Here is a 15,401-nt window from a genome sequence, read left to right as displayed (position 1 = left end):
AGCCGGACGGACCTCGGGCGGCAAACCGCGCCTGGATTTTTGATAGTGAAAAGCTGCGGAATCACCAAGCCGCCAACTAGGCGGCAATTATAAAAACTCACCGAGACAACCAATATGAAACGCATCAAAGGCCTACGCTGGTGGATTATCGCCCTCGTCTGTTTTGGCACCATCCTTAACTACATCTCGCGCAATTCTCTCGGCGTGCTGGCGGACACGCTGAAACACGACCTGAATTTCTCCACCAAGGAATACTCCTATGTGGTGGCGGCCTTCCAGGTCGCTTACACCATCATGCAGCCGGTGTGCGGCTACATCATCGACTTCCTCGGATTGAAAGTGGGCTTCGCCCTGTTCGCGGCGGCCTGGTCGGTAGTCGGCATGCTGCATGGCTTCGCCACCGGCTGGATCTCGCTGGCATTCTTCCGCGGCCTGCTCGGCCTGACCGAAGCGGCGGCGATACCGGCTGGCATCAAGGCAGTTTCGGAATGGTTTCCAAAACAGGAACGCTCGGTAGCGGTCGGCTATTTCAACGCCGGCACTTCCATGGGGGCAGTGATCGCGCCGGTGCTGGTGGCCTGGCTGCTGTACAAGCACAGCTGGCAAGCCGCGTTCATCGTGACCGGCGCGCTCGGCTTCATCTTTGCCGGCTTGTGGTTCTTCTTTTACCGCGCCCCCAAGGATCATCCTAACCTGAGTGATACAGAGCGCGACTACATCCTTTCCGGCCAGGAAAGCATCGCCGAAAGCCAGGCGCACGCCAAACCCTCGGTCAAGACTATCGTCAGCACGCGCCGCTTCTGGGGCATCGCCATCACGCGCTTCCTGGCCGAACCGGCCTGGCAAACCTTCAACTTCTGGATCCCGCTGTACTTCATTTCGGTGCGCGGCATGAACCTGAAAGAGTTCGCGATTTTTGGCTGGATGCCCTTCTTCGCCGCCGACATGGGCGGCATTCTGGGCGGCTACCTGTCGCCTTTCCTGATGAAGCACTTCAAGTTCAAGCTGGTCAACTCGCGCATCGCCGGCATCGCCACCGGCGCCCTGCTGATGACCAGCGTCGGCTTTGTCGGCTATGTAGAAAGCCCTTATGTTGCAATCGCCCTCTTCTGCATCGGCGGTTTCGCCCACCAGATGATTTCCGGCCTTGTCAACACCATGACCACCGACGTTTTCAATACCCGTGAAGTCGGCACCGCCAACGGCCTGACCGGCATGATCAGCTGGATCGGCGGCCTGTCGTTTTCACTGCTGATCGGGCAACTGGCGGAATCGATCGGCTATACCCCGCTGTTTGCGGCCTTGGGCATGTTCGACGTGGTAGGAGCCACCATCCTGTTCCTGCTGTATCGCGGCTACAAAGACAACAGCGCCACAGTGTCAAGAATCTGAATCAAGCATCCTGGAGATCTGCATGTCGGTTAACCATATTCCTGAATTTCATCTGGCAGAAAAGAACGGCGCCACACTGATGCTGAAAAGCGCGGGTGGCCACGTCGCCCACATCTTCGTACTGGAGCAGGACATCATCCGCGTCATGGTGCTGCCGGATGCGCAGCTGCATTTCCCGCGCACCTGGGCGATAGCGCCTGGCGCCGAGCCCTTACCGCTGGAGGGACGCGAGCGGCTGTCGCTGGCCGGCTTTTCCCTGCCTGACTTCACCCTGCGCAAACTGGACGGCGCCCTGCAGATACAAACCGAAAAGATCCGTCTGACGGTGCAGCTGAAAGGCTTGTACTGCAGCTGGGAAACCCGCCCCGCCGGCGAATGGAAAGAACTGGCACGCGACCGCAGCACGCAAGCCGTCAATTTCGGCTACTGGGACGACAAGGTGTATCACTATCTGAAGCGCGACGCCGAGGATGAGATGTACTTCGGCCTTGGCGAGCGCAGCGGCGACACCAACCGCCACGGCCGCAGCTTTTCTCTCAGGACCATCGATGCGATGGGCTACAACGCCAGCAGCACCGACGTCCTGTACAAGCATATTCCGTTCTATATCACCTGGAGCAAACGCCAGCAAGCTGCCTTCGGCCTGTTCTACGACACCCTGTCCGAAGGCAAGCTGGACATGGGCTGCGAACTGGACAACTATCACGGCCACTACCGCTACTTCGTCGCCGACCATGGCGACCTCGACTACTACTTCATCGCCGGCGACAGCATGGAGCAGGTAGTGCAGCGCTATACCTGGATGACCGGCAAGCCGGCGTTCACGCCGAAATGGGGCATCGGCTATTCCGGTTCCACCATGAGCTATACCGACCAGCCGGACGCGCAGGAACAAATGAATGGCTTCCTGGCCGGCTGCGAGCAGCACGACATGCTGTGCGATTCGTTTCATCTGTCGTCCGGCTACACCTCGATCGGCAACAAGCGCTACGTCTTCAACTGGAACCGCGACAAATTCCCCGATCCCAAAGCCTTTGCCGAACACTACCTGCAGCATGGCGTGCGGCTGTGCGCCAACATCAAGCCTTGTCTGCTGCAGGATCATCCGCGCTTCAGCGAAGCCGAAAGCCTGAACCTGTTCATCAAGAACCAGGACGGCAAGCCGGAAATGGTGCAGTTCTGGGACGAAGTCGGCGCTTACCTGGATTTCACCAATCCGGACACCATCGCCTGGTGGAAGCGGGGCGTAACCACCGCCTTGCTGGAATACGGCATCGCCGCTACCTGGAATGACAACAACGAATTCCAGGTATTGAATCCGCGCGCCACCGCCGACGGATTCGGCCAGCGTTTCAAGGCAGTCGAGGCCAAGGGCTTGCAAACCCTGCTGATGATGGCCGCCTCGCGCGAAGCACAGAGCGAATTCGCACCAGGCAAGCGCCCCTACCTGGTGTCACGCTCTGGCGCCGCGGGCATGCAGCGCTATGTGCAGACCTGGTCGGGCGACAACTACACATCCTGGCAAACACTCAAGTACAACATCAAGATGGGGCTGGGCCTGGCCATGTCCGGCATTTCCAACACCGGCCACGACGTCGGCGGTTTCAGCGGCCCGGCGCCAAGTCCGGATCTGCTGCTGCGCTGGGTACAGTTCGGTATCTTCATGCCGCGTTTTTCGATCCATTCCTGGAACGACGACCGGACCGTCAACGAAGCCTGGATGTATCCCGAGATTACCGGTGCGATCCGCAACCTGCTCAAGTTGCGCGCCTGTCTGACACCTTATTTCTACGATCTGCTGTGGCGTTATCACCAGCACTACGAGCCGATGATCAAGCCGACTTTCCTGGCTTTCCCGAACGATCCGAAGTGCTTTTCCGAGAACGACGACATGCTGATCGGCCCCAGCTTATTGCTGGCAGCCGTGGTCGAGCCCGAACAAACCAGCCGCACCGTCTACCTTCCCGCCGGCGCCGATTGGTACGACTTCTGGAGCGGCGCCCACCATCAAGGCGGGCAAGAGATTACCTTGCCGGCGGTGGGCGAACAGCCGCCGCTGCTGGCGCGGGCCGGCAGCGCGATGGCCATCAACGTCGCCGAACAGCATTTCAACCGCCCCGCCCATCAGCAAGGCTTCATGCTGTTTCCGCACCAGCTTGACGGCGCTTTCTCCGTTGAATTCTTTGACGATGACGGTGACAGCAATGCTTACCTCGACGGCAAGAGCAGCCTGTGGAAAATCCGCGTGCAGAGCAATGCCGAGACGCTGGATATCGATCTCGAATGCAGCGGCATCCAGCCGCCATCAGACCTGGTCACGCTACTGCTGCCGCAGCATGAAATGCGTCAGGTAGTACTAAGCGCCGCCGCCATCCTGGGCGACGCCATCGTCAATCAACGACGCGAGATCCAGTTGAAAATCAAGCTGCAATCCGATCCGAAATTCTCCATCAAGGAAAAGATCGTCAGCATTCTGAAGCGGTTCAATCAATAAAACCCCAGGGGGAGACATGAAAAACACAACACTAAAACTATTACTGGCAACCAGCGCGCTGACCGGCGCGGCGTATACTCAAGCGCAAACCAGCGTCACGATCTACGGCACCGCCGACGCCGCCATCATCCATTCCAGCAACCAGCGCGGCAATGCAAACACCTACATCAACAGCGGCAACCTGAACGCCAGCAAGCTGGGCTTCACCGGTGGCGAAGACCTGGGCGGCGGCAGCAAGGCGATTTTCACGCTGGAGCAGGGTTTCAACATCGACACCGGGGCCCAGAGCGATGCCACCAAGGCCTTCAACCGCCAGGCTTTTGTCGGCCTGAGCGACGCCCGCTACGGCACGTTTACCCTTGGCCGCCAGTACACCCCGTACTGGCGCTATGTCGGCGGCCTGGGGCCGACCGGCGTGCTGACCGGCGCCACCGGCGCCCATCCTGGCGACCTGGATGGACTCGACACCACCATCCGCATCAACAATTCCCTGGTGTATGCAACGCCGCTGATCTCGGGCTTCCAGGCCAGCGCCTTGTACGGCTTCGGCGAAAACGCCGGCACCATCAGCTCCGGCAATTCCACCAGTGCGGCGCTGCGCTACGACTACAACGCGCTCGGCCTGGCAGTGGGATATCTGAAACTGAACAACAACAATCTCAAGGGCTTTGCGCAGTGGGATCCAAATGTCACCTCAGGCAGCTATGCGCAGTCGCCGGTGAATGCTGGCTACGCCTCGGCCAAATCGGTACAGATGATTGCCGCCGCGGCGCGCTATAACGTCACCGGCAATCTGATGCTAGGACTGAATTTTTCCAATGTTCAGATGACGCCGGGAGCGGCATCGCTGTTCTCGCATCAGGCGACCTTCAATACCGGTGGGCTGATCTCCACCTACAAGCTGACGACGGCGACCACGCTGGCCGCCGGCTACAGCTATACGCGCGAAACGGCAGCGAACGGCATCAGCGATCCGGCCAGCTACCAGCAGTTTTCGCTTGAACAGACCTATGATTTTTCCAAGCGGACGGCGTTGTATTTCCTGGAAGCCTATCAGAAAGCGCGCGGGCAGACCCTGGGAGCGAATGGCGTGACATTGGTCAATGCAGTCGCCGTCGTTGGCGATTCGCAAAACGGCACACCGTCTTCCAATGGCAAGCAATTTGTCGCGGCGATGGGCATCCGCCATCAGTTCTAGCCATCAGCGCGGCGAGGTGCTGGTCAGGACGACAGCGCCTGGTCCAGCAACTCTATCCAGTGCCTGACCGGCGTCTCGGTGCCTGACTGCAGATGCGTCAGGCAACCGATATTGGCGGAGACGATCATGTCCGGCTGGGTGGCCTGCAGTTTTTCCAGCTTATTGTCGCGCAAGCGATACGACAAATCCGGCTGCAAGACCGAATAGGTCCCGGCCGAACCGCAACACAAATGGCTGTCGGCGCACAACTGCACATCGACGCCGACGCCGCGCAGCAGGCCTTCCACCTTGCCACGAATCTGCTGGCCATGCTGCAAAGTGCAGGGCGGATGATAGACCACGCGCTGAGGAAATTTTCCGCTCAGCTTTTGTTGCAGCTCGATTTCAAACTCAGGCAGGATTTCGCTCAGGTCCTTGGTCAAGGCCGAGATAGCTTTTGCCTTGACGGCATACTGAGGATCGGCCGCGAGCAGGTGACCGTACTCCTTCACCGTCACGCCACAGCCGGAGGCGGTCATCACGATCGCTTCCACGCCCTGGCCGTTGCTGCCGATGACATACGGCCACCAGGCATCGATATTGCGCCGCATGTCGTCCAGGCCGCCGCTCTGGTCGTTGAGATGATAACGGATAGCACCGCAGCAAGCGGCTTTCGGCGCCACCAGCAGCTGTATTTCCAGCGCGTCCAGCACTCTTGCCGTGGCGCTGTTGATATTAGGCGACATCGCCGGCTGCACGCAGCCGTCCAGTAGCAGCATCTTGCGCTCGTGCTGGCGCTGCGGCTTGACTCCCGCAGCCTGCCTGATGGGAATCTTGTTCTTGAGTTTCTGCGGCAGCAACGGCCGCAGCAATTGTCCGGCGGCCATGGCCGGCTTGAACAGCCATGGCCGCGGCAAGAATTCCTTCAATACCCTGCGTGCCATCTTCTCGCCGAATGGGCGCCCGACCTGGCGTTCCACCACTTTGCGGCCGATATCCAGCAGCCGTCCATATTCCACTCCTGACGGGCAAGTCGATTCGCAATTGCGGCAAGTGAGGCAGCGGTCCAAATGCGATTGTGTCTTGACGCTGGCTGGTTTCCCTTCCAGCACCTGTTTGATCAGGTAGATGCGCCCGCGCGGCCCGTCCAGTTCGTCGCCCAGCAGTTGGTAGGTCGGGCAGGTGGCGGTGCAGAACCCGCAATGCACGCAAGCGCGCAAGATGGCGTCGGCTTCCTTGCCGTCACGCGTGTTCTTGATGAAATCGGCTAGATTGGTTTGCATGGTTGCGTTTTTTTTCTAGAAATCCGGATACATACGGCCGCGATTGAAAATTCCCGCCGGATCGAAACCTGCCTTCAAACGGCGATGGATTTGCGCGACAGCGGGCGCCAGCGGATGGAACACGCCGACGCTTTTATCGCCGCCTCGGTACAAAGTGGCATGGCCGCCGACGGCGCTCGCCGCCGCGCGGATGGCGGCTGCATCCGGCGCGGAACCTTCGTCCGCCAGCAGCCAGCGTTGCGCCCCACCCCATTCGATCAGGATTGCGCCGGCCAGCGGCAAGGGCTCGGCGATCGACGGCAGGGACAAGCGCCACAAGGCCTTGCCGCCGGCGACGCCGGCAAAGAAAGAATGCGTCTGCTCGCGCAACGCCCGCCAGAACTGCTCGTCGTCCGCGACCGCCTCTCCGCCCAGCTTGTGTTGGGCGGCGCGCACTGCGGCCTCGGCGCCGGCCAGACGTATGGTCAGCATGCCGTCATGCCAGCAACTGGCTGACAGCGGCAGCGGCTGCCCGCCCCATTGATTCAAGCTGCGGATCGCCTCGGCCTGGGTCATGGCAAACCGCCGGCTGCTGACCGCGAGCGGACGCGGCAGCACCTTGACCGAGGCTTCCAATATCAAACCCAGCGTGCCAAGCGAGCCCGCCAGCAGGCGCGACACATCGTAGCCGGCGACATTTTTCATGACCTGGCCGCCGAAGTGCAGCACGTCGCCCTTGCCATCCATCAGTACCGTGCCCAGCACAAAGTCGCGCAAGGAACCGACCGCCTGCCGCGCCGGCCCCGACAAGCCACTGGCCAGCATGCCGCCCAGGGTGGCGTTGCTGCCGAAATGCGGAGGTTCGAAAGCCAGCATTTGCTGATGCTGCGCCAGCAGGGACTCGATTTCCACCAATGGCGTGCCGCAGCGGGCGGTGATCACCAGCTCGGTCGGTTCGTAGTCGATGACGCCGCTGTAGCCACGCGTATCCAGCAGTTCGCCCTGCACCTCTTGGCCGTACCAGCGCTTGCTGCTGCCGCCGCAAATTTCTAGCGCGCGACTCTCTGCCGCCGCGCCGAGGATCTGCGCCCTAGCCTGCTGTTTGAAATCTTGTGGGTCCATGTTTAGTGTCGTGTCATGTCTCAAAACCGGGGTAGATCGGGAAACTTCATGACGCCGCGCTGTATGTGCATTTTTCCGTACTCGGCGCAGCGCTGCAAAGTAGGAATCGCCTTGTCCGGATTCAGCAGAAATGCCGTGTCGAAGGCCCGCTTGACGCTGAAAAACGCCTCGCGTTCCAGTGGCGAAAACTGCACGCACATCGAGTTGATTTTTTCAATGCCGACGCCATGTTCGCCGGTGATGGTGCCGCCCATCGCCACGCACAGCTCCAGGATTTCAGCGCCGAACTCTTCGGCCCGATGAAATTCTCCAGGAATATTGGCGTCGAACAGAATCAGCGGATGCAGGTTGCCGTCGCCGGCATGGAATACATTGGCGCAACGCAAGCCATACTTGCTTTCCATCTGTTCTATGCCAAGCAGCACTTGCGCCAGGTTCTTGCGCGGGATGGTGCCGTCCATGCAGTAGTAATCGGGCGAAATGCGGCCGGCCGCCGGAAAAGCGTTCTTGCGGCCCGACCAGAAGCGTAGGCGCTCGGCTTCCGAAGTCGATACTTCGAGGCGGGTGGCGCCGCTGGCGCTCAGCACCGCGCTCATGCGTTCTATTTCTTCTTCCACTTCTTCGGTACTGCCGTCCGATTCGCACAGCAGGATGGCGGCGGCATCCGTATCGTAACCGGCCTTGACGAAGGGCTCCACCATGCGCGAGCTGGTGCGGTCCATCATTTCCAGCCCGGCCGGAATGATGCCGGCAGCGATCACGCTGGCGACCGCATTGCCGCTGGTGACGACATCGTCGAAAGAAGCCATGATGACGCGCGCCGCCTGCGGTTTCGGAATCAGCTTGACCGTGACTTCGGTGACCACGCCCAGCATGCCTTCCGAACCGATGAACACCGCCAGCAGATCGAGGCCAGGCGCATCCAGCGCGCTGCCGCCCAGTTCGATGATGTCGCCGTCGATGGTCACCATCCGTACCCGCAACACGTTATGCACCGTCAAACCGTACTTGAGGCAATGGACGCCGCCGGAATTCTCGGCGACGTTGCCGCCGATGGTGCAGGCGATCTGCGAAGACGGATCCGGTGCGTAGTACAGATCATGCGGCGCGGCGCCCTCGGAAATCGCCAGGTTGCGCACGCCGGGCTGCACCACTGCAGTCCGCGCATAGGGATCGAGCTTGACGATGCGGGTGAATTTGGCGGTCGACAGCACCACGCCGTCAGCGATCGGCAAGGCACCGCCGGACAGGCCGGTGCCGGCGCCGCGCGGCACGATAGGAACCTTCAGGTCGCGGCAGGTCTTGAGTATGGCCACCACCTGCGCCTCGGTTTCCGGCAGGGCCACCACCATCGGACTCTGGCGGTAAGCGGCCAGGCCGTCGCATTCGTAGGGACGGGTGTCTTCGTCGTTGTACAGCAAGGCATGCGCCGGCAGCAGCGCGCGCAGCGCCGCCACCACTTGCTGCTGGCGCGCTGGGTTAAAGGTCGATTCAGCGGCGCCTGTAACTGGCGCCGAGGCTGGTGCTGGCTCTGAAAACGTCATGCTGGCTTCCCGGCTGTAGTTTTATGATTGAAACGTCTCTCAGCGAGTATAAGGCCATTGCCAGGCCGGCAAAATGCTTTCCTGCCAATTCCGACTGAAAAGCTTGCAGGCTGCCGATGAAATGTTTTCAGGGGTCGGGCCGCGAGACCTGCCGGGCTACACCAGGCAGGTCATGCGGGGCCCCTCAGATGCTGCTGAAGGTGGCTTTCATCCAGTCGATGAAAGTCGTTACTTCCGGTCGTTCCTGCGGCTTTTGCTGGTACACCAGATAATAGGCATGCGGCGGCGAGGTCAGGCTGATGTCAAACAGCTGCACCAGCTTGCCTTGCTCGATCAGCTCGCGCGCAAAGTGCTTGCGGGTCAGTCCGACGCCGTGGCCGTGCCGCACCAGCTCCAGCAGCAAACCCAGGTCATCAGCGCGCAAGCCGGAAGATGGTTCGGGCCAGTCGAGGCCGGCCGCCTGGAACCAGGGTTGCCACGGCTCCAGTGCTGAACGCAACAGGCTTGCCTTGCGCAGATCCGCCGGCTGCTTCAGCGGCCCGATTTTCTTCAGGTATTCCGGGCTGGCGACGGCAAAGGTCGGCTCCTCGAACAATTTTTCGGTAGTGGTGTTGGGATACTTGCCGGCGCCAAAACGGACTTCCAGGTCGCTCTCCGTCAGGCTCAGGTCATACAGCGGCACCGACAAGAATATTTCCACCACGATCTCGGGATGGCGGCTGACGAAACTGTGCAGATGCGGAATCAGCAATTGCCGCGCAAACGTCGGCGGCGCGGTGATCTTGACGCGCGGCTGCACCTGGGCGTGACGCTGCGGCAACGGGAATTCAGTCAGGGTGCGCAAGGCGCTGCGCACCACGTCCAGGTAGCGGTGACCGAATTCCGACAAGGCCACGGTACGGCCCTCGCGCGAGAACAGGCGTTCGCCGACAAAATCCTCCAGCAAGCGGATGCGGTGCGACAGCGCCGACGGCGTGATGCACAATTCTTCCGCCGCCACGGCGAAGGAATGGTGGCGCGCCGCGGCTTCAAATGCGGACAAGGCATGCACCGGCGGCAGGCGATTGACCAGGGGGGCTTTATTCGACATGGCTGACCCGTTTGCTGACTTATTAAGAGTTTCATAAAACACGAGGAAGCCGTAACCCGGTTATCGTCGCGTTCAACATGCTTAGCTAACTGGGGTCGGGGTGTAGTTCTGCACGCTTTTTGCAGAAACTTCACTCCGCCCCCACTTAGCGGGCTACGGAGTACATGCTTCGCTACTGTGAAAAAACCACGTAGCGCATTCTGTCTTTCTCCGAATCCGTCATGTGGGGTCAGAGTCGAGTTTCCCGAAAAAGCACCGCGAAAGTCGACTCTGACCCCAGATGACTCTTGCGCGAATCACCACCGGATGATCTTGCCTGGATTCATGATGTTCTTGGGATCGAAAGCGTGCTTGAGCGCGCGCATGGTGGCGATTGCCTCGACACCATGTTCTTCGATCAGGAAATCCATCTTGTGCAGGCCGACGCCATGCTCGCCGGTGCAAGTGCCGTCCATGGCGATGGCGCGGCTGACCATGCGCGCATTGACGCCTTCGGCGCGCGCGATGTCGGCGGCGTTGCCGGGATCGACCAGCATCTGCGTGTGGAAATTGCCGTCGCCGACATGGCCGATGATCGAATACACCAGACCATTGGCTTCGCAATCAGCCTTGGTGTCGAGTATGCATTCCGCCAGGCGCGAGATCGGCACACAGCAATCGGTGGAAATCGCCCGGCTGCCCGGACGCAATTGCAGCAAGGCGAAATAGGCGTTATGACGCGCGGCCCACAAACGCGAACGGTCTTCCGGCCGCGTCGCCCACTCGAAACCGCTGGCGTGATGATCGGTCACCAGCGCTTGCACCACTTCGGCCTGTTCCTTGACGCCGTTCTCGCTGCCATGGAATTCAAACAGCAGTAGCGGCTGCTCCGGCAGCGCCAGCTTGGCATGGGCGTTAATAGCCCGCACGCCGTTTTCATCCAGCAGCTCGACCCGCGCGATCGGCACGCCCAGCTGTATGGTCTGGATCACGGCATTGACCGCGTCGGCGATATTTTCAAACGAACATACCGCGGCGGAAATCGCTTCCGGCTGCGGATAGAGCTTGACCGTGATTTCGGTGATGACGCCGAGCGTACCTTCGCTGCCGACAAAGATGCGCGTCAGGTCGTAGCCAGCCGCCGATTTCCTGGCGCGAGTGCCAGTCTTGATGATGCGGCCGTCGGCCGTCACTACCGTCAGCGCCAGGGTGTTCTCGCGCATGCTGCCGTAGCGCACCGCGTTGGTGCCGGAGGCGCGGGTGGCTGCCATGCCGCCGATCGAAGCGTCGGCGCCCGGATCGATCGGAAAGAACAAGCCGCTGTCCTTGATCTCGTGGTTCAGCTGCTTGCGGGTAACGCCGGCCTGCACCGTCGCAGTCAAGTCTTCGGCGTGGATCGCCAGCAAGCGGTTCATGCGCGACAGATCAAGCGAAATCCCGCCTTGCAACGCCAGCACATGGCCTTCCAGCGAGGTGCCGCTGCCGAAAGGGATCACCGGCACCTGATGTTCGTTGCACAACTTGACCAGCGCCGCGACTTCTTCGGTACTTTCGGCGAACACTACGGCGTCCGGCAGCATCGGATCGTAAGACGATTCATCGCGGCCATGATGCTCGCGCATCGCCTGGGCGGTCGAGAAACGCTCGCCAAACAGGGTCTTGAGAGATGCCAGCAGGGTTTCCGGCAGCGCTTTCTTCAAGGCTGCGAGATCGGTGATGTGATTCATGGGAAGCTCTCCTTTGCCATGAATTTTACTCTGCGGCGGCCGGTCGTGCCGATACGTACCGCTACGTATCGCTACGTATCGCTACGCGCTGGTGTACAGTAGCAGCATCGCTATTTCATCTCACATATCTTCAATTCCATGGGCAACCGACTTTCCAAGATCGCCACGCGTACCGGCGACAAAGGCAGCACCGGCCTCGGCGACGGCAGCCGGGTCGACAAGGACAGCCTGCGCATACAAGCCATCGGCGACGTCGACGAACTCAACTCCCAGCTCGGCCTGTTGCTGTGCGATCCATTGGAATCGGCGCTGCGCGAGACCTTGCTGTCGATACAACACGATCTGTTCGACCTCGGCGGCGAACTGTGCATACCTGGCTATACCCTGGTCAACGACGGCCAGGTAGCGCGGCTGGACCAGCTACTGGAAAAATATAATGCGGACCTGCCGCCGCTCAAGGATTTCATCCTGCCCGGCGGCAGCCATGCGGCGGCGCTGGTGCACGTCTGCCGCACGGTTTGCCGGCGCGCGGAACGCAACATCGTCAGCCTGGGCAAGAGCGAGACCGTCAGCGAGCCGGTGCGGCAGTATGTGAACCGCCTGTCGGACCTGCTGTTCGTGCTGTCGCGGGTGCTGAACCGCACGAATGGCGGCAGCGACGTGCTGTGGCAAAAGGATCGAATAAGGGATACATGAAAAAAGGGCGCGGCGTTTGCGACGCCGCGCCCTTTTAGCGGAAAAGCTGCAATCTTAGTTGCTGCGCTTGTCGTGCTCGATCAAGGCATAGGCAGAGTGATTGTGGATGGATTCGAAATTTTCCGCTTCCAGCACATAGGCCAGCACGCGCGGCTCCTGATTCAAGGCGACCGCGACGTCGCGCACCAGGTCTTCGACAAATTTCGGATTCTCGTAGGCGCGCTCGGTCACGTATTTTTCATCCGGACGCTTGAGCAGGCCGAACAGTTCGCAGGAAGCCTGGGCTTCGATGCGAGCGATCAACTCATCCACCTGGAGCTCGCCATCCAGCACGGCATTCACCGTGATGTGCGAGCGCTGGTTGTGCGCGCCGTAGGCTGAAATCTGCTTCGAACATGGGCACAGGCTGGTCACCGGCACCATGACTTTCAAGGTAATTTCCAGTGCGCCCTGATTGATCTCGCCAGTCAGGCCGACCTCGTAATCCATCAGGCTCTGGACCCCGGAAACCGGCGCGGTCTTGTTGATGAAATACGGGAAGCTCAGTTCGACGCGGCCGCGCTCGGCGTCCAGCAGCGTCACCATCTTGCGCAACAGTTCTCCGAACGACGCCACATCCAAAGGCCCGTCCAGCCCTTCCAGCAGGGCGATGAAGCGCGACATGTGGGTGCCCTTCTGCTGCTCCGGCAGATGCACGTACATATTCCAGCTGCCGACCGTGGCTTGCGCCGCCGCCCCGGTACGCACCGTCAGCGGATAGCGCACGCCTTTGACGCCGACGCGCTGGATCGCCAGGCGGCGAGTGTCGACGCTGCTCTGGACGTCTGGAATGGTCAGGTTCTGGTCACGGGTATTCATTTGAGGTTTAACCTTTGCGCAATGGACAAAAGACTGCCTTGGCGGTCTTGTCCCGGCTCACTGTCACGCACCATAGGTGCGGACGGCAAGCCGGGGGATTGGAATAGTATGGCTGGCACGCTGCCGCATGACGGCGGCAGCATCCTGGCTGGAATTACTGCAACAACGGCTGGCGCCAGGGCCAGCTTATTTCTGATTGACGACCAGGCGCGGCTGATCCTTGCCGAAGCGCTGGCGTATCGAGGCCGCGATGCCTTCGGCATTCAACCCGCACTGCGCCAGCAGCAGGCCGGCGTCGCCATGATCGATAAACTTGTCCGGCAAGCCCAGGTTCAGGAGCGGCTTGACGCAGCCTGCAGCAGCCAGCGCTTCAGCCACCGCTGCGCCGGCGCCGCCCATGATGCAGCCCTCTTCCACCGTCACCAGCGCATCGTGGGAAGCGGCCAGTTCCAGCACCAGCTCCACATCCAGCGGCTTGATGAAGCGCATATTGACCACCGTCGCATCCAGCAATTCTCCGGCAGCAATGCTCGGCGCCAGCAGCGAACCGAAAGCCAGGATCGCGACATGATGGCCACGGCGCTTGATCTCGCCTTTGCCCAACGGCAGTACCGTCAGCGCCGGATCGATGGCAGCGCCGGTGCCGGCGCCGCGCGGATAACGCACCGCAGCCGGACCATTGTATTGATAAGCGGTGGTCAGCATCTGGCGGCATTCGTTTTCGTCAGAGGCGGCCATCACCACCATGTTCGGAATGCAGCGCAGGTAGGCCATGTCGTAGTTGCCGGCATGCGTGGCGCCATCGGCGCCGACCAGGCCGGAACGGTCCAGTGCGAAGGTGACGTCGAGGTTTTGCAGGGCGACGTCATGGATCAGCTGATCGTAGGCGCGCTGCAGGAAAGTCGAGTAGATCGCCACCACCGGCTTCAAGCCTTCGCATGCCATGCCGGCAGCGAAAGTGACGGCGTGCTGCTCGGCGATGCCGACATCATAGAAGCGTTGGGGATAGCGCTTGGCGAAGGTATCCAGGCCTGAGCCGCCCGACATCGCCGGCGTGATACCAATCAGCTTTTCGTCTTGCGCCGCGGTGTCGCACAGCCAGTCGCCGAACACTTGAGTGTAGGTCATCTTGCTGACCGCGGCCGGCTTGATGCCTTCGGCCGGATTGAACTTGCCGGGGCCGTGGTACAGCACCGGATCAGCTTCCGCCAGCTTGTAGCCCTGGCCTTTCTTGGTCACCACGTGCAGGAATTGCGGACCCTTCAGGTTCTTCAGGTTCTGCAAGGTCGGGATCAGCGATTCCAGGTCATGGCCGTCGATCGGGCCGATGTAGTTGAAACCGAATTCCTCGAACATGGTGGCAGGCACCACCATGCCTTTGGCATGTTCTTCAAAGCGTTTGGCCAGCTGGCGCATCGGCGCCGGCAGGATCGACTTGCCGACATTCTTGGCCTGGGCGTAGAACTGGCCCGACATCAGGCGCGCCAGGTAGCGGTTCAAGGCGCCTACCGGCGGCGAGATCGACATGTCGTTGTCGTTCAGGATCACCAGCATGTTGATGTCGTCGTACACGCCCGCATTGTTCATGGCTTCGAACACCATGCCGGCGGTCATGGCGCCGTCGCCGATCACGGCAATTGCGTGGCGCTCAGTCTCGCCCTTAGTTTTGGCGGCCAGCGCCATGCCCAATGCAGCGGAAATCGAGGTCGATGAATGAGCAGTGCCGAAGGTGTCGTATTCGCTTTCGTCGCGGCGCGGGAAACCCGAGATGCCGTTCAGCTGGCGCAGTGTGTTCATGCGCTCGCGCCGGCCGGTGAGAATCTTGTGCGGATAGGTTTGATGGCCGACGTCCCAGACCACGCGGTCTTCCGGCGTGTTGAAGACGTAGTGCAAGGCAATCGTCAGTTCAACGGTGCCGAGGTTGGACGACAGATGGCCGCCGGTCTGCGACACCGATTCGATGACAAATTCGCGCAGTTCGTCCGCCAGCGGCTTGAGTTGCGCCCGCGACAACTTGCGCAGGTCTGCCGGGCTGTCGATTGTATTAAGTATTTCCATAT

Annotated in this window: 11 protein-coding genes; 4 read left to right on the top strand and 7 right to left on the bottom strand. The window is 60.7% G+C overall.

Features of this window, described 5'->3' with window-relative positions; genetic code table 11:
* Window positions 1-114 precede the first annotated feature (114 nt).
* Genes CPter91_RS04055 through CPter91_RS04045 form a run of 3 tightly spaced genes read left to right on the top strand, consistent with a single transcriptional unit; the run spans window position 115 to window position 5,084 of the window.
* Window positions 115-1,392, top strand: a complete 1,278-nt coding sequence (locus CPter91_RS04055) for an MFS transporter (RefSeq protein WP_061937243.1) — start codon at window positions 115-117, stop codon at window positions 1,390-1,392.
* 22 nt (window positions 1,393-1,414) lie between these two features.
* Window positions 1,415-3,886, top strand: a complete 2,472-nt coding sequence (locus CPter91_RS04050; protein WP_082792590.1) for a glycoside hydrolase family 31 protein — start codon at window positions 1,415-1,417, stop codon at window positions 3,884-3,886.
* A 16-nt stretch (window positions 3,887-3,902) separates the two neighbouring features.
* The gene (locus CPter91_RS04045) at window positions 3,903-5,084 is read left to right on the top strand and encodes a porin (protein ID WP_061937240.1); all 1,182 of its coding nucleotides are present in this window, start codon (window positions 3,903-3,905) and stop codon (window positions 5,082-5,084) included.
* A gap of 23 nt (window positions 5,085-5,107) precedes the next feature.
* Here the strand turns inward: CPter91_RS04045 and glcF are convergent, their stop codons facing one another.
* From glcF to CPter91_RS04020, 5 genes are all read right to left on the bottom strand, one after another.
* Window positions 5,108-6,346: a glycolate oxidase subunit GlcF gene (gene glcF / locus CPter91_RS04040; protein WP_061937237.1), complete on the bottom strand. Its 1,239-nt coding sequence runs from the start codon at window positions 6,344-6,346 to the stop codon at window positions 5,108-5,110.
* Between the two features lie 15 nt (window positions 6,347-6,361).
* Window positions 6,362-7,447, bottom strand: a complete 1,086-nt coding sequence (gene glcE / locus CPter91_RS04035) for a glycolate oxidase subunit GlcE (protein WP_061937234.1) — start codon at window positions 7,445-7,447, stop codon at window positions 6,362-6,364.
* Between the two features lie 20 nt (window positions 7,448-7,467).
* A complete protein-coding gene (locus CPter91_RS04030; protein ID WP_061937231.1) occupies window positions 7,468-8,991 on the bottom strand; it encodes an FAD-linked oxidase C-terminal domain-containing protein in 1,524 nt (507 codons plus the stop codon).
* 184 nt (window positions 8,992-9,175) lie between these two features.
* Window positions 9,176-10,063, bottom strand: a complete 888-nt coding sequence (locus tag CPter91_RS04025; RefSeq protein ID WP_099047269.1) for a LysR substrate-binding domain-containing protein — start codon at window positions 10,061-10,063, stop codon at window positions 9,176-9,178.
* A 314-nt stretch (window positions 10,064-10,377) separates the two neighbouring features.
* Window positions 10,378-11,787 (bottom strand): FAD-binding oxidoreductase, encoded by a 1,410-nt coding sequence (locus CPter91_RS04020; RefSeq protein WP_061937225.1) that lies wholly within the window; start codon window positions 11,785-11,787, stop codon window positions 10,378-10,380.
* 138 nt (window positions 11,788-11,925) lie between these two features.
* Here CPter91_RS04020 and CPter91_RS04015 point away from each other — a divergent pair, with 138 nt between their 5' ends.
* Window positions 11,926-12,483, top strand: coding sequence for a cob(I)yrinic acid a,c-diamide adenosyltransferase (locus tag CPter91_RS04015; RefSeq protein ID WP_061937222.1), 558 nt, complete (start codon window positions 11,926-11,928; stop codon window positions 12,481-12,483).
* A gap of 54 nt (window positions 12,484-12,537) precedes the next feature.
* Here the strand turns inward: CPter91_RS04015 and folE2 are convergent, their stop codons facing one another.
* Together folE2 and dxs are read right to left on the bottom strand one after the other, a co-directional pair.
* Window positions 12,538-13,341 carry a GTP cyclohydrolase FolE2 gene (folE2, locus tag CPter91_RS04010; RefSeq protein WP_061937219.1) on the bottom strand — a complete coding sequence of 268 codons (804 nt, stop codon included), beginning with the start codon at window positions 13,339-13,341 and terminating at the stop codon, window positions 12,538-12,540.
* 186 nt (window positions 13,342-13,527) lie between these two features.
* A complete protein-coding gene (dxs, locus tag CPter91_RS04005) occupies window positions 13,528-15,399 on the bottom strand; it encodes a 1-deoxy-D-xylulose-5-phosphate synthase (RefSeq protein WP_061937216.1) in 1,872 nt (623 codons plus the stop codon).
* Between the last annotated feature and the right edge of the window lie 2 nt (window positions 15,400-15,401).

This window comes from Collimonas pratensis (genome assembly GCF_001584185.1).
Lineage (GTDB): Bacteria > Pseudomonadota > Gammaproteobacteria > Burkholderiales > Burkholderiaceae_D > Collimonas > Collimonas pratensis.
Note: the sequence above shows the minus strand (reverse complement) of the source record. Positions and strands in the feature narration are given on the sequence as shown.